The sequence below is a fragment of the Pseudomonas sp. SG-MS2 genome (assembly GCF_009933855.1).
GTDB lineage: Bacteria > Pseudomonadota > Gammaproteobacteria > Pseudomonadales > Pseudomonadaceae > Aquipseudomonas > Aquipseudomonas putida_E.
Map to the genome: position 1 here is coordinate 1 of NZ_MOMO01000062.1, position 16,525 is coordinate 16,525.

Annotated in this window: 14 protein-coding genes; 7 read left to right on the plus strand and 7 right to left on the minus strand. The window is 63.1% G+C overall.

The annotated features are described in order from the left end of the window. Positions 1-3,471 (plus strand): Ig-like domain-containing protein (locus tag BLX42_RS04435; RefSeq protein WP_161871235.1); only part of this gene is annotated, 3,471 nt, incomplete at its 5' end. A gap of 82 nt (positions 3,472-3,553) precedes the next feature. Here the strand turns inward: BLX42_RS04435 and BLX42_RS04440 are convergent. Next, entirely contained in the window at positions 3,554-3,955 is a 402-nt protein-coding gene (locus BLX42_RS04440; RefSeq protein WP_218176412.1) for a YbaN family protein, read from the minus strand. Next, positions 3,927-4,514 carry a YecA family protein gene (locus BLX42_RS04445; protein WP_039602166.1) on the minus strand — a complete coding sequence of 196 codons (588 nt, stop codon included), beginning with the start codon at positions 4,512-4,514 and terminating at the stop codon, positions 3,927-3,929. Before BLX42_RS04445 ends, BLX42_RS04440 begins: the two co-directional genes overlap by 29 nt. 245 nt (positions 4,515-4,759) lie before the next feature. Here BLX42_RS04445 and recQ point away from each other — a divergent pair, with 245 nt between their 5' ends. Next, complete coding sequence (recQ, locus tag BLX42_RS04450) at positions 4,760-6,904, plus strand: DNA helicase RecQ (RefSeq protein WP_046785417.1); 2,145 nt, start codon at positions 4,760-4,762, stop codon at positions 6,902-6,904. Positions 6,905-7,045: 141 nt separating this feature from the next. Beyond that, the gene (locus tag BLX42_RS04455; RefSeq protein WP_046785416.1) at positions 7,046-7,483 is read left to right on the plus strand and encodes a MarR family transcriptional regulator; all 438 of its coding nucleotides are present in this window, start codon (positions 7,046-7,048) and stop codon (positions 7,481-7,483) included. A gap of 21 nt (positions 7,484-7,504) precedes the next feature. Here BLX42_RS04455 and BLX42_RS04460 read toward each other — a convergent pair whose 3' ends face one another. Beyond that, entirely contained in the window at positions 7,505-9,688 is a 2,184-nt protein-coding gene (locus BLX42_RS04460; protein ID WP_161871236.1) for a patatin-like phospholipase family protein, read from the minus strand. A gap of 66 nt (positions 9,689-9,754) precedes the next feature. Between BLX42_RS04460 and BLX42_RS04465 the strand changes: the two genes are divergently transcribed. Continuing rightward, a complete protein-coding gene (locus BLX42_RS04465) occupies positions 9,755-10,036 on the plus strand; it encodes a SelT/SelW/SelH family protein (RefSeq protein WP_125924520.1) in 282 nt (93 codons plus the stop codon). Here BLX42_RS04465 and BLX42_RS04470 read toward each other — a convergent pair whose 3' ends face one another. Both BLX42_RS04470 and BLX42_RS04475 read right to left on the minus strand, forming a co-directional pair. Further along, entirely contained in the window at positions 10,037-10,927 is an 891-nt protein-coding gene (locus BLX42_RS04470) for a DMT family transporter (protein ID WP_115274145.1), read from the minus strand. It lies immediately after the preceding gene. Between the two features lie 110 nt (positions 10,928-11,037). Beyond that, the gene (locus BLX42_RS04475; protein ID WP_046785413.1) at positions 11,038-11,811 is read right to left on the minus strand and encodes an AraC family transcriptional regulator; all 774 of its coding nucleotides are present in this window, start codon (positions 11,809-11,811) and stop codon (positions 11,038-11,040) included. Positions 11,812-11,937: 126 nt separating this feature from the next. Between BLX42_RS04475 and BLX42_RS04480 the strand changes: the two genes are divergently transcribed. Next, positions 11,938-12,750 (plus strand): UDP-2,3-diacylglucosamine diphosphatase, encoded by an 813-nt coding sequence (locus tag BLX42_RS04480; RefSeq protein WP_161871237.1) that lies wholly within the window; start codon positions 11,938-11,940, stop codon positions 12,748-12,750. Positions 12,751-12,765: 15 nt separating this feature from the next. On the opposite strand, the gene BLX42_RS04485 is transcribed toward BLX42_RS04480, so the two are convergent. Continuing rightward, a complete protein-coding gene (locus BLX42_RS04485) occupies positions 12,766-13,077 on the minus strand; it encodes a DUF962 domain-containing protein (RefSeq protein WP_008091834.1) in 312 nt (103 codons plus the stop codon). A 155-nt stretch (positions 13,078-13,232) separates the two neighbouring features. On the opposite strand from BLX42_RS04485, the gene BLX42_RS04490 reads away from it, so the two are divergent. Continuing rightward, positions 13,233-14,294 carry an AraC family transcriptional regulator gene (locus tag BLX42_RS04490; RefSeq protein ID WP_161871238.1) on the plus strand — a complete coding sequence of 354 codons (1,062 nt, stop codon included), beginning with the start codon at positions 13,233-13,235 and terminating at the stop codon, positions 14,292-14,294. Here the strand turns inward: BLX42_RS04490 and BLX42_RS04495 are convergent. After that, complete coding sequence (locus BLX42_RS04495; protein ID WP_115274146.1) at positions 14,251-15,705, minus strand: TrkH family potassium uptake protein; 1,455 nt, start codon at positions 15,703-15,705, stop codon at positions 14,251-14,253. The two genes, BLX42_RS04490 and BLX42_RS04495, sit on opposite strands and share 44 nt — an antisense overlap. A gap of 181 nt (positions 15,706-15,886) precedes the next feature. Here BLX42_RS04495 and BLX42_RS04500 point away from each other — a divergent pair, with 181 nt between their 5' ends. Further along, a complete protein-coding gene (locus tag BLX42_RS04500) occupies positions 15,887-16,444 on the plus strand; it encodes an NAD(P)H nitroreductase (RefSeq protein ID WP_046785411.1) in 558 nt (185 codons plus the stop codon). Positions 16,445-16,525 lie beyond the last annotated feature (81 nt).

Consider the following 16,525-nt stretch of genomic DNA (forward strand, 5'->3'; position numbering starts at 1 on the left):
CAGGTCAACGGCCAGTACGGCTACCTGACCATCGATGCCCAGGGCAACGCCGAGTATCACTCCAACCCGAACGTCACCTCACCACGGGATGCCGTGGACACCTTCGTCTATACCATTCGCGACGCCGATGGCGACGAAAGCACCACGACCATAACGATCAATGTGCATAGTGCGCTGATGACCTGTGCGGACCACGACGTCACGGTCTACGAGAAAGCGCTGGACCTGCATAAGGACGGTGGCGACCTGGCCGCCGGCACCGTGATTGGCAGCGACCCAGCATCGCACCAGGAAACGGCCTCTGGCACCCTGGCCGGCTCGACCAGTGGCGGGGTCGGCGCACTGACCTACACCTTGGTCGGCAATGCTGTCGGCCAGTACGGTCAGATCCTGCTGAACGCTGATGGCTCTTACACCTACACCCTGACCTCACCGGCGAATTCGCCGACCCATGCCAACGACGGCGCCAATACCGTGACTGAAACCTTCACCTACCAGGTGCAGGATTCTCAGGGTAATTCGACCACCAGCACGATCGTCATCAGCATCGTCGACGATGTACCGACGGCTAACGCCGATTTCGTCAGTGTCGCCAAAGGTGATGTGGTCAGCGGCAATGTCATGTACAACGATGTGGTCGGTGCCGACACCCTGAGCGATGGCAAGTACGTGGTAGGCGTGCGCGCTGGCAACGATACCTCTAGCTCTGCGCTCGGCCAGCTCGACAGTCAGGTGCATGGCCAGTACGGCTATCTGATCATCGATGCCCAGGGCAATGCCGAGTACCACTCCAACCCCGATGCCGTCGCGCCGCGTGATGCGCTGGATACTTTCGTCTACACCGTTCGTGATGCCGACGGCGACGAAAGCACCACGACCATCACCATCAATGTGCACAACCCTTCACTGCAGCCATGTGGTGACGGGGGCGTCACGGTGTTCGAAAACGCGCTGGACCTGCACCGCGATGGTCACGACCTGGCTGTTGGAACCGCCACCGGCAGCGACCCAGAGTCGACCCGCGAGACCGCTTCCGGCAGCCTGGTCGGCCAGGTTGCAGGAGGCGTGGGGGCGTTGACCTACACCTTGGTCGGCGATGCCTTTGGCCAATACGGCCAGTTGCTCCTCAATGCTGACGGTTCATACACCTACACCCTGACCTCGCCGGCGAACTCGCCGACCCATGCCAACGACGGCGCCAATACCGTCACCGAATCCTTCACCTACCGGGTGCAGGACACGGTGGGCAACTGGACCACCAGCAGCGTCAGCATCACCATCGTCGATGACGTCCCGCAAGCCCATTGCGATTTCGTCAGCGTGGGCAAGGGCGACATCGTGCGCGGCAACGTGATGTACAACGATGTGGTGGGTGCCGATACCTCGAATGACGGCGCCTATGTGATTGGCGTGCGCGCCGGGCATGACACCTCCACCGCTGCCAACGGTCAGCTCGACAGCCATGTGTATGGGCAGTACGGCTACCTGACCCTTGATGCCCAGGGCAACGCCGAGTATCACTCCAACCCCAATGCCGTAGCGCCGCGGGATGCGCTCGACACCTTTGTTTACACCATTCGCGATGCCGACGGCGACGAAAGTACCGCTACCGTGACCATCAACGTGCATGACCAGTCGCTTCAGCCCTGTGGCGACGGTGGGGTCACGGTTTACGAAAAAGCGCTTGACCTGACCAAGGATGGCCAGGACCTGGCGGCCGGAAATGTCAACGGCAGTGAGCCTTGCTCGACTGCCGAAACGGCTGCAGGCAGCCTGGTCGGACAAGTCGGTGGCGGCGTCGGTGCATTGACCTACAGCCTGATAGGCAATGGCATAGGCGAGTACGGTCAGATCCACCTGAACGCAGACGGCTCCTACACCTACACCCTGACTTCACCAGCGAATTCGCCGACCCATGCCAACGATGGTGCCAATACCGTCGGGGAATCATTCACTTACAGGGTGGAGGATACGCAAGGTAACTGGACCACCAGCAGCGTCACCATCACCATCGTGGATGACGTGCCGCAGGCCCATTGCGATTTTGTAAGTGTCAGCAAAGGCGAGGAGGTGCGTGGCAATGTCCTGTCCAACGATGTGATCGGCGCTGACGTGCCGGGCGATTGCGGCTACGTGGTGGGCGTGCGCGCTGGCGATGACACCTGCACCTCGGCTATCGGTCAGCTCGGCAGCCAGGTGGCAGGCCAGTATGGCTATCTCATACTGGACGCCAGGGGGAATGCGATTTACCACTCCGACCCGAGCGTCGTGGCACCGCGGGATGCTACCGACACCTTCGTCTACACCATTCGTGATGCTGACGGTGACGAAAGCACCGCGACCATCACGATCAACGTGCACGACAATTCGATAGCCGAATGTGGCGCCGGGTACGCCAGGGGGCAGGAGCAACGGGTTGTCGATCGCAGCGCGTTCACGCTCGATGCCAGCAGCATGACCGCGGCGCTGGTGGTGCTCGGCTATCTGGGCGCGTCCGGCATGGTCAACGCCCAAGGCAATGCCGAAGAAGTGATCAATGTCACCCTGCGCAAAGGTGAAGCCTTGCAGCTGAATCACACGCCCGATGGCGGCGACCTGGCAATGCAGTGGAAGGATGCCGGTGGCAGCTATCAGTCCATCGCCTCGGGAGACAGCTTCACGGCCAGCCATGACGGGGTGTACAGCATTCACCTCAGCGACCCGTTGGGTGCAGGCAAAGGCGGCGAGAGCTACAAACTGAACATGGTCCTCGACTACGCCAATGCGCAGGACGCGGCCCCGCTCACGGGCGCAGGCAGTGAGCACTTCACTGCTGGAGTCATCGACATTGCTTCGCTTGAAGCCAATGCCGCCGCTGCCCAGGGGGCGAGCGCTACGGCTGACTATGCTCAAGCCGAGGGCGCGGTCACCGTCGACCTAAGCCTTGAAGGGGCGCAGGACACTGGAGGTGCGGGCGTTGAAACCTTGAGTGGCATTTACAACCTGGTCGGCTCGGACTATGACGATACCTTGATCGGCAACAGTGCCAACAACGTGCTCAACGGCGGTGCAGGCAATGATGTGCTCAAAGGGGGCGGCGGCAATGACATTTTGATCGGTGGCAATGGCAGCGACACTTTCGTCTGGCAGAAGAACGACAGCGGCCATGACACGCTCAACGATTTCACCCCAGGCAGCGACAAGCTCGACCTGTCGCAGCTGCTGACGGGTGAACACGCCACGGCGGCGTCCCTGGATGAATACCTGCACTTCAAGGTCAGTGGCGCCGGGGCGACAGTGGCATCGACCATTGAAGTCAGCAGCGTGGCGGGGGCGGCGCCGACGCAGACGATCGACCTGGCCGGCGTTGACCTTGCGCAGCACTACGGCGTGACGGCGGGGGCGGGCGGGGTGATATCGGCGGGGCCGGATACGGCGACCATCATCAACGGGATGATCGATGATCATTCGTTGAAGGTGGACACGGTGTGAGCTGCGCGGCCTGCAAGTTTGCTTGAAGCTTGTGGCGCTATCTCCGGATTGCCGGCGGTAGCGCCAGAGCTGGCTGCGCTGTTCAGCCTGGCCGGTGCAATGTCTTCTGTTTGAGAATGTACAGGCTCACAAGCACCGCACTGGTCAGCATGAAGGCCCGTGCCCAGAACAGGGGCACCAGGTAGCAGGACAGGCCGATGCTCGCCCACATCAGGCCGATGGCGTATACCTTGCCCTTCAAGGGGATACCTTCACCGCTCAGGTAGTCGCGGATCCACGGCCCTAGCGTGGGGTGGTTGACCAGCCAGTGATGAAAGCGTGGCGAGCTGCGGGCGAAGCAGGCCGCCGCCAGCAGCAGGAAAGGGGTGGTGGGCAACACCGGCAGGAAGATCCCCAGCACCCCCAGCGCGACGCTGAGCCAGCCGATGGCCAGCAGCAGGTAGCGCACAGCCGACTCAGTGGTGGCGCGGTTTGAGCAGCGCAGGCTTCTCGTCAGGTGCGTGCAGCAGCAGGAACAACGCGCTCAGCGCCTCTGGGATCTGCACGATCATGTCGTCCTGCAGGTTGGCGTTGCTGGCGATGTCGGCGAATTCCGGTTGTTCGTCGAACAGGCCCGAACCGACCATGATCGGCAGCAGCATCTCGCTGACTTCTTCTTCGGCGTTCTCGAACCAGGCCTCTTCACGCAGGAAAACGCCTTCCATGAAGCCGATGCACCAGCCGCGCAGGTCGGAGTCGTCCGGCTCGTCGGTCAGGTCCAGCTCGCACGGCAGATCGAATTCTTCGTCGCTGGCCAGCTGACGGGCGATATGGCCCTTCAGTGCCACCAAGGTAGCTTCGATCTCGGTGCGCTGGGCATCGCTGGCGTAATGGGGCTCTTCGGCGAACAGCGCGTCGATCCATTCACGTTCGGGGACGTCTTCCGAGCAGATCGACAGCGCGGTCAGGTAGCCGTGGGCGGCGACGTAGTCCAGCGCTTCTTCGTGCAGCTCATCGGCGTCGAGGAAGGCTTGCAGGCGGGTCAGTTGCTCGGCGAAGGACATTACAGGGCTACCTTGGGGAATAAACGATAGTGAATTCTAGCACCTTGCGGCGATGGCGGGGCAAAGGGAACGTCTGTCACCGGGCATCCTGCACAGCCTGGCACTGGGGTATACTTCGCGGTTTTTCACCCAAGGGGCGGGTTTCCCCGGCCTCTGGCAAAAGCCGCTTACGCATTTGGCGTGTGCGGAGCGGGTTTTTCGTCCAGCCTGTGTCCAGGATGGTACGGCGATTTGTGGAGTTGCACATGCTCGAACAGGCTCAGCGCGTTCTCAAGGATATCTTCGGCTACGACAGTTTCCGTGGGCGCCAGGCAGCAATCATCGAATGCGTGGCCAATGGCGGCGATGCCCTGGTGCTGATGCCCACCGGTGGCGGCAAGTCGCTGTGTTTCCAGGTACCTGGGCTGTTGCGCCCGGGCCTGACCGTGGTGGTGTCGCCGCTGATCGCGCTGATGGACGACCAGGTCGCCACCCTCGATGAACTCGGGGTCGCGGCGGCTGCCCTGAACTCCACCCTCAGTGCGGAACAGCAGCGTGACCTCGCCGGGCGCCTGCGTCGCGGTGAAGTGAAGATGCTTTACCTGGCGCCTGAGCGCCTGGTACAGCCGCGGATGCTGGATTTCCTTCGCGGCCTGGACGTTTCCCTGTTCGCCATCGACGAGGCCCACTGCGTTTCGCAATGGGGTCACGATTTCCGCCCGGAATACTTGCAACTGGGCCAGCTGGCCGAGCTGTTCCCGCACGTGCCGCGCATCGCCCTGACCGCTACCGCCGACATGCGCACCCGCGAGGAAATCGTCCAGCGCCTGCACCTGCAGGGCGCCGAACGCTTCCTGTCGAGCTTCGACCGGCCAAATATCTTCTACCGCATCGTGCCCAAGGAGTCGCCGCGCAAGCAGTTGATGGCCTTCCTCGGCGAGCGCCGCGGCAACGCCGGTATTGTCTACTGCCTGTCACGCAAGAAGGTCGATGAGACCGCTGCCTACCTGTGCGACCAAGGCTTCCCGGCGTTGCCGTACCACGCCGGCCTGGCTGCTGAAACCCGTTCGGCCAACCAGCACCGCTTCCTCAACGAGGAAGGGCTGATCATGGTCGCCACCATCGCCTTCGGCATGGGCATCGACAAGCCCAACGTACGCTTCGTCGCCCACCTCGACCTGCCCAAGTCGCTCGAGGCCTATTACCAGGAGACGGGGCGTGCCGGCCGGGATGGCCTGCCGTCCGATGCCTGGATGGCCTACGGCCTGCAGGACATGGTGATGCTCAAGCAGATGCTGCAGAACTCCGACGGGGACGAGCGCCACAAGCGCGTCGAGCAACACAAGCTCGACGCCATGCTGGCGCTGTGCGAGGAAACCCGTTGTCGCCGCCAGGCGTTGCTGGCCTATTTCGATGAAGTACTCGAACAGCCCTGCGGGCATTGCGACAACTGCGTCGACCAGGTCCAGACCTGGGATGCCACCGAGCCTGCGCGCCAGGCGCTGTCGGCGGTGTTCCGTACCGGCCAGCGTTATGGTGTCGGCCACCTGATCGATGTGCTGCTGGGCAAGGATACCGAGAAAGTGCGCAATTTCGGCCACGAAAAACTCTCGGTGTTCGGTGTTGGCAAGGCGATGGCCGAGGTTGAATGGCGTTCGCTGTTCCGCCAGTTGGTGGCCCGCGGGCTGGTCGACATCGACCTGGAAGGCTACGGCGGCCTGCGCCTGTCCGACAGCTGCAGGCCGCTGCTGCGCGGCGAAGTGACCTTGCAGTTGCGTCGCGACCTCAAGCCGCAGACAGTGGCGAAAACCTCTTCCGGCGGCGGCAGCCCGGCCAGCCAGCTGGTGCGCGCCGAAGAGCGCGAGCTGTGGGAAGCGCTGCGCACGTTGCGCCGCAAACTGGCCGAAGAGCACAGCGTGCCGCCTTATGTCATCTTCCCGGACTCCACGCTGCTGGAGATGCTGCGCAGCCAGCCGGCCAGCCTCAGCGACATGGCCCAGGTCAGCGGCGTGGGTGCGCGCAAGCTGGAGCGCTATGGCCAGGCTTTCCTCGAAGTGCTCAATGACGCCGGTGGCACCACCGAGGCGCCCAAGGTGGTACTCGACCTGCGCCACGAACTAGTCAGCCTTGCCCGTGCCGGCATGACCCCGGCACAGATCGCCGGCCAGCTCAATTGCAGCGAAAAGAACGTCTACAGCTTGCTGGCCGAGGCCATTGGGCGCCAGGAACTGAGCCTGGACCAGGCGCTGGACCTGCCTGAAGACTTGCTGATGGAGGTGCAGGATGCCTTCCTCGATGGCGAAGGCGAGCTGCCACCGGTCTCGGCCATTGCTCCGCTGTTCGGCGCACGCATACCCGAGGGTGTGCTGTACTGCGTGCGTGCTGCGCTGGCGGCGGAATTCGAGCTCTGACGATGGAAGACATTTCGGACATCCGCTGATCAATGTCATCCTTTTTGACGATTTTCAGGGCTTTGCGGGTAGGGCAGCCTTGCCTGATGGGCCGGGGCATGGTTAGCTGACTAATAATTAGTTCTAGTCAATGAGTTGTTTATGCCCCTGACCGACAACCAACACCGTTTCGGCATGCAGCTGGCCCAGATGTCCCGTGGCTGGCGTGCCGAACTGGATCGCCGCCTGGCCGGGCTCAACCTGTCCCAGGCGCGCTGGCTGGTGTTGCTGCACCTGGCTCGTTTCGAAGAAGCGCCGACCCAGCGCGAGCTGGCGCAAAGTGTAGGCGTGGAAGGCCCGACCCTGGCGCGTCTGCTAGACAGCCTGGAAAACCAGGGCCTGGTTCGACGCCAGGCGGTGCTCGAGGACCGGCGGGCGAAGAAGATCCAGTTGTGTCCACCGGCCAAGCCCCTGATCGAGCAGATCGAAACCATCGCCAATGCCCTGCGCCTGGAATTGTTCACCGGGGTGGATGAGGCTGACCTGGATGTGTGCATGCGGGTGCATGCGAAGATTCTGGCCAACCTGGAAAAATCCTGAGGCCCGGTTCGGGCTTCAGGCTCAGAACGTATTGCCCAGGTTCAAGTAGATTGCCTGCTCATCCGCGCTGTTGGCCCCATAGCTGAGGCTCAACGGCCCCAGTGGCGTGTCCAGCCCCAGGAAGATACTTGCGGCATTGATGTAGCCACTGTCGAACTCATTGTCGTTGTTCCACGCCCGTCCGCGCTCGAGTGACCCGCCTATGTACAGCGGGAAGTCCAGCGGCAGATAGGAACGCGGCGTGAGGCGGCGGTAATAGACCATGCGCAGCAGGCTCACGTTCTGCCCGGATACCGAGTCCTGGCGGAACCCGGACAGTTGCCGCGCCCCGCCAAGCACAAAGCTCGACGTCACGACTTCGGTGTCGTCGAGCGTGCGTCCATACCCACCACCGAGCACCAGCGTGTTCGGCCCGCTGCTCAAAGCCTTGTCCAGATTGAACATCCACTGGCGATAGTCCGCGTCCGAGTCCAGCGATTTGTCGTATTTGCGCAGGGTTAGGCCTATGTTCTCGCCACTGTGCGGGAAGTACACATTGTCGAGCGTGTCGAACGAGTATTTCAGCTCGTAGAAACCTTCGTTGAAACTGACCTTGGGCAGGTCCTGTTCACCAATGCGAACCTCGGCCTCGCCCCAGGCCTTGCCCGCACCCAGGCGCACTTCGCCATAGGTGCCGATCTGGCGGCCGACGTTGAGACCGAAACCGTAGCGCTCGAGGCGGTATTCGGCTACTGGGTCGCTGTCCAGGGTGGCTTCGATGTTCTGCGAGCCGAAGTCCAGATAGGGGGCGATGAAGTAGCGTGAGCCCACGTCAAGCGGCTGGTAGAACTCGCTGTAGAGCTCCTGCTTGTCACCGATCTGCGCGCGCGTCAGCCACTCGGCGCCCAACTGGTTGATACCATTGACCCGATAGCTGGCGCCCAGGTTGAAGGCGCTGTCGCCGCGCAGGTCGTCCGACAGGTTCAGGCCCAGGCGCAGGTAATCGGTGCCGCCGCGCTTGCCACGAGCGTTGATCACCAGGGTGTTGTCGTCGCCTTTATGGACCACGCGGTATTGCACGCGGTCGAAGTAGTCCAGGCCATACAGGGTGCCCATGTCGGTTTGCAGGCGGTCGAGCTCCAGCGGTTCGCCGATCGGCTGGCGGATGTAATAGCGGATCACGTCATCGCTGACCTTGGAATCGTTCTCCACCTTGATGGCGGTGATCACCGGGGTGCGCTGGCGCGGTGAGCGTGCCATGGCCAGTTCGGCATCGCCTTCAGGCTGGCGCAGGGTGGCCAGGCGAGGGTCGAGCAGGCGGGTTGCACGGTAGCCGGCGTCGATCATGTCGCGCGCGCGGCCGAAGTCGGTGACGCCGAACGCGGCCAGCTGTGGCTGGATGAGGATGTCATCCCTATGCAAACTGGCCAGTTGTTCTTCGGAATTGCGCCGTGTCATCAGGGTGATCGACTGGTTGAGTACATCCACCACCGTGGCCAGTTGCTTGCGGTCACGCAGCGGGGTGCCGATATCGACGACGATGGCCAGATCAACGCCCATGTCCCGGGCCACATCCACGGGTATGTTGTCGACCATGCCGCCGTCCACCAGCAGGCGCCCATCAAGCTCGACCGGGGCGAACACCGCCGGGATCGACATGCTGGCGCGGATCACCTGGGGCAGGTGGCCGCGGCGGAATACCACCTTCTCGCCGCTGGCGATGTCGGTTGCCACGGCGCGGAACGGTATTGGCAACTTGTCGAAATCGCGGGTATCGGCGGTGTGGGCCAGCTTGCTTTCCAGCAGCAGTGCGAGGTTCTGGCCCTGAATCACCCCAAGTGGCAGGCCAAGGCTGCCGTCGTCTCGAAAACTGAGCTTCTGCTTGACCAGAAAGTCGCGGTCATCCTGCTTGCGCCGGAAGGGCACGTCCTTGCGCGGTGGGGCATCGGACAACGCCTGCTGCCAGTCGAGCGTAGTGGCGAGTTTTTCCAGCTCCTCGACGCTGTAGCCGGACGCATACAGGCCGCCAACCACCGCGCCCATGCTGGTGCCGGCGATGGCGTCGATGCGCACGCCCTGTTCCTCCAGGGCCTTGAGCACGCCGATGTGGGCCAGGCCACGGGCGGCGCCCCCGGAGAGTACCAGGCCGACCTTGGGGCGTGCCGCTTCGGCGAGCACGGTGAAAGAGCTGAGCGTCAGCAAAAGGCAGAACAGCAGGCGGCGCATCGTGAGTCTCAAACAGGGGGTTAAAGACCGCTAGTATAAGCGGCCCCTACCTGGAGAAAGCGCACCATGGCCGACAACAAGCCGGAAATCGTCATCACATATTGCACGCAGTGCCAATGGCTGCTGCGCGCCGCCTGGCTGGCCCAGGAACTGCTCAGCACCTTCGCCGACGACCTGGCCCGGGTGGCGCTGGAGCCCGCTACCGGCGGCACCTTCCGCATCACCTGCAATGGCGTGCAGATCTGGGAACGCAAGGCTGACGGTGGTTTCCCAGAGGCCAAGGTGCTCAAGCAGCGCGTGCGTGACCAGATCGACCCGCAGCGCGACCTTGGGCACAACGATCGCTGATCAGGCGCCCTCGGCCACGGTGCGTGGCTTGGGCGGCTGCTCGGCGCCAAGGCGGCTGGAAAGCACAATGGCGAAGATGATCAGTGCACCGCCCAGCAGCATGCGCAGGGTTGGTGTTTCGGCGAACACCATCCAGGCAACAGCGATGCCGTAGACCGGTTCCATGCCGAAAACCACCGCGGCAGTGCGTGCCTTGATCACTGCCAGGCTGGCGACGAACAGGCTGTGGGCGACGCCCGTGCAGAAAACCCCTAGCAGGGCGATCCACAGCCAGTCCATCGGCTTCACCGCGCCCAGGCCATGCACGGCGAACGGCAACAGGCACAGGCCGACCACGAGGTTTTGCCACAGCGCTGCCTGTACGGCGGGCAAGCGCCCCGAGCCTGCCCGGTTGGTCAGCGACAGCAGCGAGAACAGCAAGCCGGAAAGCAGCGCCCACAGCAGTCCGCCCGTGGCTTCGCTGGCCAGGTCGAAAGACGGCGTCACCAGAACCAGGCCGATGCTCACCAGCAATACCAGCAGTGCTTCGTTGCGGCGGATGCGTTCACGGAACAGCACCCCTTCGAGCATCACGGTAAACGCCGGGAAACTGGCGAAGCCGAGGGTGGCGATAGCCACGCCACCGACTTTGACGGCGATGAAGAAGCTGACCCAGTGGCCGGCCAGCAGCACACCACCCAGCAAGAGGCGCTGTACGTCCTGGCTGCGCAGGCGCTGCCAGCCTGGGCCGGCGAGGCTGGCGAACAGCGCAAGGGCGAGCACGGCGAAGGCGGCACGGCCGAAGACGATTATGGCCGGGCTGGCGCTGGCGGCCAGTTTGCCAAACACGCCGGTCAGGCCGAAGAACAGTGCGCCGATGTGCAGGGCGCCCAGGGCTGTACGGTGGTTCATGGTGGTCCTTTGAAATGCGTTTGTTCAGTCGCGGACTTTTTGTGCGTTTACCCGAAGAGGCCGGGACAGGCACAGTGTAAAGCTCCCCACAAACGCGGTCTGTCGCCACCCTAGCGTTCTTTGTCGCCAGACGCTCGTCGCAACGCCCCGGGTGTGCAACCAAAGGCCCGCAGTATCGCCGCCGAAAACGCACTCTGCGAGCTGTACCCCACTCGCGCGGCGATCTCGCCCATCGGTAGCAATGTGCGGGTAACCAGCTCGCGCGCTTTGAGCAGGCGCCGCTGGCGAATGTAGTCCATCGGTGTCATGCCGCACTCGGCAGTAAATCGTGCATGCAACCGCGCAGTGGACAACCCGGCGATTCGCGCCAGGTCGGCCACCTGCAGCGGGTGGGCTGCGTGCTGCTCGATGTGACCGTCGAAGGCAGCATAAGGCAGGCGATGGCTGGGTGTGATGTTGGCTGCCGGCGCCGGGTTGAGGCAGGCCAGCAGCAACGCTGCCCCTTGGCGGGCGATCAGCGGATCGTCCACCGGGCTTGCCGCCAGCCAGTCCACCAGTTGCTGCTGGCGAGGGTCCAGGCCCAGCGCGGCAGAGCGGTCCAGCAGGCGCCGGCTGGCGTTGGCATGCTCGCCGAGTTGCTCGTCCAGCCAATCATCGCTCGGTACATCGAGGACCAGGCAGTGGCTGCCGGCATCGCTGCCACAGGTGTGATGGGCGCCGGCCGGCACAACGATCAGGCCTTGACGGTCGATCCGTGCCCCATGCCCTTGCACCTCGAAGTCCAGCCGGCCACGCAGGCCGAACACCAACTGTGGGTGGTCGTGGCTGTGGGCGATCACGTCGTCGCGGTAGTGGCGAAGGGAAAGAATCGGGCCGGCGGTCATGGTGGGTCCTCGCAGGGCAGAGCGCCATTGTGCCGTATTCCTGGCTGGCCAGCACCGATCACATCGCTGCCACCAGCCTGTCATGTGCGGATGCCAGTCTCCAGCAAACAGCGCCGGAGCCCGCCCATGACCCATGCCGAACTCTCTCGCCCGTCACGCAAGCAGCGCGTACGCACCTTGTGGATATATGACGTGCATCTGGGCACCCGCGACTGTCAGGCCGAACACCTGTCGCGCTTTCTCAAGGGCTACCAGGCCGACCGTATCTATCTGGTCGGCGACATCATCGATGGCTGGAAGCTGCGCGGCGGTATCTACTGGCCGCAGGCCCACACCAACGTGATCCGCCGTTTGTTGACCATGAGCAAACGTGGCACCGAGGTGATCTACGTGACGGGCAACCATGATGAGTTCCTGCGGCGCTACTCCAGGCTGGTTCTGGGCAACATCCAGTTGGTGGACGAGGCCGAGCATCTCACCGCTGATGGTCGTCGGCTGCTAGTGATCCATGGTGACCAGTTCGATGTGATTACCCGTTATCACCGCTGGCTGGCTTTTCTCGGTGACCGTGCCTACGAATTCACGCTGGTCCTCAACCGCTGGCTCAACCACTGGCGGGCCCGCTACGGTTATGGTTATTGGTCGCTTTCGGCCTACCTCAAGCACAAGGTCAAAGGCGCGGTGAACTTCATCAGCGATTTCGAGGATGCCATTGCCCATGAGTGCACCCGTCGCGGCTTTCACGGGGTGGTGTGCGGGCATATCCACCATGCCGAAATCCGCAAGGTCGGGGATGTGGATTACCTCAACTGTGGCGATTGGGTGGAATCCTGCACTGCGCTGATCGAGCATTGGGATGGCAGTATCGAGCTGTACCGGCTGGCCGACGCACAGCTACGGCAGGCAGAGGGCGTTGCGGGGTTGCGCGAACCTGCGTGACAGGCGCCCGAGAAACTAGAGGCTGATCCTGCCCAGCAGAATGTCGCGGAACATGGCGAAATCGCCAATCAGGCTGTACAGCGGATGCTTGAAGGTTGCCGGCCGGTTTTTCTCGAAAAAGAAGTGCCCGACCCAGGCAAACCCATAGCCGAACAGCGGCACTGCCAGTAGCAGCAGCCATTTGCCGCTGCCGATCGTGTACGCCAGCAGGGCGATCACCAGGCTGGTACCGACAAAGTGCAGGCGCCGGCAGGTGGGGTTGCTGTGCTCCCCCAGGTAATAGGGGTAGAACTCGGCAAAACTGCGAAACTGCGCTGTGCTGTTCATGAGCAGTGCTCCAGGATTGACACTTTTTGACAGGATACACGGCGTGGAGCCTGAATCGAGTCTAGAGTCATTGGCGGAGCCTACCAGTGACAATAGGCGCCAAATGAGTATCCTTGAGGTTAACCGCATGAAGCGGTCAGGATAAGAAGCCTGTCATGAGTGAGAGAACCACGTCAGCCAGCTGGGCATCAGGGATTGTGAAGGCGCTCGAGCTGGAAGGGCTCGACTGCCCGGCCATGTTCGAGCAACTCGGCCTGGATTTCGCTGCCCTCGACGACCCCGATGCGCGGTTCCCTCAGGATTCCATGACCCGCCTTTGGCAACTGGCTGTAGAACTGTCGGGCAATGAAGCGATCGGCCTGAACATGGCGCGGGTGGTCAGGCCGGCTTCGTTCCATGTGGTGGGCTACGCCTTGATGTCCAGCCGCACCCTGGCTGAAGGTTTCGAGCGCCTGGTGCGCTACCAGCGCATCATCGCCGAAAGCTCCGACCTGAGCTTCCGCCTGGGGCCTGAGGGGTATTCGCTGATTCTCACCGTGCACGGTGATCACCTGCCACCGACACGGCACAGTGCAGAGGCTTCGCTGGCCTGTGCGCTGGCGCTGTGCAAGTGGCTCAGCGGGCGGCCCATCCAGCCGCGGCGGGTGCTGATCCAGGGGCCTCAACCCAAGAACGTCGAGCCCTACAAGGTGGCTTTCCATTCCCCGCTGGTGTTCGGTGCGCCGTACGACGCGCTGGTGTTCGAGCGCGCCGACATGGAAGCTGCGCTACCGACCGCCAATGAGGCCATGGCCATTCTGCACGACCGGTTTGCCGGGGAATATCTGGCACGCTTCTCTGAAAGCCGGGTGACCCACCGGGTGCGCCAGGTGCTTTGCCGCATCCTGCCTCAGGGCGAACCCAAGCGGGAAACCCTGGCCCAGGCGCTGCACCTGTCCCAGCGCACCCTGCAGCGCCGCTTGCAGGAAGAGGGCACCAGCTTCCAGGCACTGTTGGACGATACCCGTCGCGAGCTGGCAGAGCAGTACCTCGCCCAGCCCGGCATGACCTTGCTGGAAACCGCCTACCTGTTGGGGTTCGCTGACCCGAGCAACTTCTACCGGGCCTTCCGCCGCTGGTTCGACGTCACCCCCAGCGAGTATCGCGCCCGTCTGGGCGCGGACCCCGAAGTGGTCAGTGACGCCAGAACGCCGGCATGCACAGCACCAGCACCGTGATGATCTCCAGGCGGCCGAGCAGCATGCCGCCGGCAAGAATCCACTTGGCAGCGTCTGGCAGCATGGCGTAGTTGCCTGCCGGGCCGATCACATCACCCAGGCCCGGGCCAACGCCCGAAACGGTTGCGGCGGCGCCGGTCAGTGCGGTCATCCAGTCCACGCCCAGCAGCGACAGTAGCAACGCCATGACGCAGATGGTGATCGCGAAGAAGAACGAGAAGGTCAGGATCGAGCGCACGATCTCTTCGTCCAGGCGATGGCCGTTGTATTTCTGTTTGATCACGGCGCGTGGGTGAATCAACTGGTTGAGGCTGGCCTTGAGCAGGATGTAGGCCACCTGGAAGCGGAAGATCTTGATACCGCCGGCGGTCGAACCAGAGCAGCCACCGACGAAGCCCAGATAGAAGAACAGCATCAGCGAAAAATTGCCCCACAGGCTGTAGTCGCCCAGGGCGAAACCGGTGGTGGTGATCACCGAGGTCACGTTGAACGCCACGTGGCGCAAGGCATCGAGCCAGTGCAGGTTGGTAGTGGCCCAGTACCAGGTACCCAGCACCAGCCAGGTGACCACCAGCAAGCCAAGCAGCCCCTGGACCTGCTGGTCGCGAATCAGCGCCTTGCGGTTGCCGCGCAGGGTGGCCACGTACAAGGCGAAGGGCAGGCTGCCAAGGATCATCACTACCACCGCGACCCAGTGCACGGCAGGGATGTCCCATTTGGCGAGGGACTGGTCGGAGGTCGAGAACCCCCCGGTGGAAATGGCCGACATGGCATGGTTGATGGCGTCGAACGGCTTCATGCCGGCCCACCAGAAGGCCAGGGCGCCCAGCACCGAGAAGCAGACGTACACCCCGACGATCGACTTGGCGACCATGTGCGAGCGCGGCATGACCTTCTCCGAGCGGTCGGACGATTCGGTCTGGAACAGGCGCATGCCACCGATGCGCAGCAGCGGCAGGATCGCCACCGCCATGGCGATGAAGCCGATACCGCCGAGCCAGTGCAGCATCGAGCGCCACATCAGGATGCCCGGCGACATGGTGTCCAGCCCGCTGAGCACGGTGGCACCAGTGGCAGTGATGCCGGACATGCTTTCGAAGAAGGCGTCGGTGTAGCTGATGTGCTGGGTCAGCAGGAAGGGCAGGGCGGCGAACACGCCTACCACCAGCCAACTGCTGACAGTCAACAGGTACATGTCGCGCGGGCGCAGGTGCACATGCTCCGGGCGGCCCTGGATGATCAGGAGCAAGCCTGCCACGAAGGTGATCAGGCTTGACCAGAGGAACGACGGCATGTCGCCGGTACGTTCGAAGACCACCAGCGTCGCCATGGGTACGACCATGCTGACCGCCAGGGTGATCAGGAAGATGCCGATGATGAAACCAATGATCCTTAAGGTCGGCAACGCCATGTGATCTGCTCTGACTCTGAACGGAAGGGCGCCATTCTACCTATGGGTCTGGCAGCTGCAAGCTGCGAGCTAGAAGCTGGAAGAAATGGCCGTGTGCACCGGGCGGCTTCTGCTTGGCGCTTGCAGCTTGCAGCTTGCAGCTTGAGAATGGCCGCACATTCAACTGCCAGGAGGGTAGCCGATGGAGGCTCTCGACGCATTGCTCAACCGTGTATCCGTGCCACGCCTCACTGAACCTGCGCCAAATGCCGCCCAGCGCGAGGCGCTGTTCCAGGCTGCGCTGCGCGCGCCCGATCACGGCCAGCTGCGGCCATGGCGCTTTCTGACCATCGAAGGCCAGGGCCGCGAGAAGCTCGGCGAGCTGTTTGCCGAAGCGGTGCAGAACAAGGGCGATGCTACCCAGGCTGCGCTGGACAAGGCCCGCGCCATGCCGTTGCGTGCGCCGCTGCTGATCGTGGTGATCGCCAGGCTGCAGGACCACTACAAGGTGCCGATGTCGGAGCAGCGCCTGGCGGCAGGCTGTGCGGCGCATGGCATCCTGATAGCCGCACATGCCCAAGGTATCGGTGCAGTGTGGCGTACCGGCGACATGGCCTTCGATGCCCATGTGCACAAGGGCTTGGGGCTGGGCGAGAACGAAGAGTTGATCGGTTACCTGTATGTCGGTACGCCGATGGCCGAGCCGCGTACTGCACCGGTTCTGCAAACCGCCGAGTTCGTCAGCGCCTGGGGCGAATGACGCCAGGGGCCACTGTGCGGCCCAATCGCCGGCAAGCCGGCCCACTGGGTTTGCGCTGAGCTGGAGAGCAGCGAGGTACCT

Excerpts from the sequence above, each read along its gene's own strand:
- BLX42_RS04460 (WP_161871236.1), bottom strand. The coding sequence starts at position 9,688 with ATGCGCCGCCTGCTGTTCTGCCTTTTGCTGACGCTCAGCTCTTTCACC.
- BLX42_RS04445 (WP_039602166.1), bottom strand. The coding sequence starts at position 4,514 with ATGTCCTTCGCCGAGCAACTGACCCGCCTGCAAGCCTTCCTCGACGCC.
- BLX42_RS04500 (WP_046785411.1), top strand. The coding sequence starts at position 15,887 with ATGGAGGCTCTCGACGCATTGCTCAACCGTGTATCCGTGCCACGCCTC.
- BLX42_RS04485 (WP_008091834.1), bottom strand. The coding sequence starts at position 13,077 with ATGAACAGCACAGCGCAGTTTCGCAGTTTTGCCGAGTTCTACCCCTAT.
- BLX42_RS04495 (WP_115274146.1), bottom strand. The coding sequence starts at position 15,705 with ATGGCGTTGCCGACCTTAAGGATCATTGGTTTCATCATCGGCATCTTC.
- BLX42_RS04475 (WP_046785413.1), bottom strand. The coding sequence starts at position 11,811 with ATGACCGCCGGCCCGATTCTTTCCCTTCGCCACTACCGCGACGACGTG.
- BLX42_RS04465 (WP_125924520.1), top strand. The coding sequence starts at position 9,755 with ATGGCCGACAACAAGCCGGAAATCGTCATCACATATTGCACGCAGTGC.
- BLX42_RS04470 (WP_115274145.1), bottom strand. The coding sequence starts at position 10,927 with ATGAACCACCGTACAGCCCTGGGCGCCCTGCACATCGGCGCACTGTTC.
- BLX42_RS04455 (WP_046785416.1), top strand. The coding sequence starts at position 7,046 with ATGCCCCTGACCGACAACCAACACCGTTTCGGCATGCAGCTGGCCCAG.
- BLX42_RS04490 (WP_161871238.1), top strand. The coding sequence starts at position 13,233 with ATGAGTGAGAGAACCACGTCAGCCAGCTGGGCATCAGGGATTGTGAAG.
- recQ (WP_046785417.1), top strand. The coding sequence starts at position 4,760 with ATGCTCGAACAGGCTCAGCGCGTTCTCAAGGATATCTTCGGCTACGAC.
- BLX42_RS04480 (WP_161871237.1), top strand. The coding sequence starts at position 11,938 with ATGACCCATGCCGAACTCTCTCGCCCGTCACGCAAGCAGCGCGTACGC.